Source organism: Pseudomonas sp. KB_15 (assembly GCF_052114525.1).
In the GTDB taxonomy this organism is placed as follows: Bacteria; Pseudomonadota; Gammaproteobacteria; order Pseudomonadales; family Pseudomonadaceae; genus Aquipseudomonas.
In genome coordinates this window covers 1-482 of sequence record NZ_JBFREX010000185.1, presented here as the reverse complement: position 1 = coordinate 482, position 482 = coordinate 1, and the positions used below count along the sequence as shown (strand labels likewise).

The 482-nt window shown below is 67.6% G+C and carries 1 protein-coding gene and 1 riboswitch; the gene reads right to left on the bottom strand.

All coding sequences use genetic code 11. The features are described 5' to 3' along the window. The coding region (locus tag AB4Z35_RS30365) for a bifunctional hydroxymethylpyrimidine kinase/phosphomethylpyrimidine kinase (protein ID WP_442101210.1) at positions 1–307 on the bottom strand (307 nt) is incomplete at its 3' end. A gap of 98 nt (positions 308–405) precedes the next feature. Continuing rightward, positions 406–477, top strand: a riboswitch (S-adenosyl-L-homocysteine riboswitch). Positions 478–482 lie beyond the last annotated feature (5 nt).

The following is a 482-nucleotide window of genomic DNA, read 5'->3' as shown; positions in this document are numbered from 1 at the left end:
GGCGGATACCGTGGCGGTCCACCGCATCGGCCACGGCCTCGACGATGGCGGCCGTGCCGAGCATGCCGGTCTTGGCCGCGTCCACGCCGATGTCCGTGGCGACGGCATCGATCTGGGCGGCCACCATGTCGGCCGGAATGGCGTGCACGCCGGTCACGCCGAGCGTGTTCTGCGCCGTGATGGCGGTAATCGCGCTCATGCCGAAGCAGCCGAGTGCGCTGAAAGTCTTCAGGTCGGCCTGGATGCCGGCACCGCCGCCGGAGTCGGAACCGGCGATGGTCAGCGTGCGGGGTGGCGTGGAAAGCATGTGGGCGGGCAGGATGGCAGGGAGGCTGGAAGAGGAATAGACGGGAAAAAAGTCCGTTTCTCGCGCCGCAGGCGCGGACAGGCACGCTACAATACCGCCACTCCGAGGAGCGTTGCAACGGATGGCCCTCATCCGCCAGGCTCGGAATGTTTCAACGGCGCTCGCTGATCCGTGG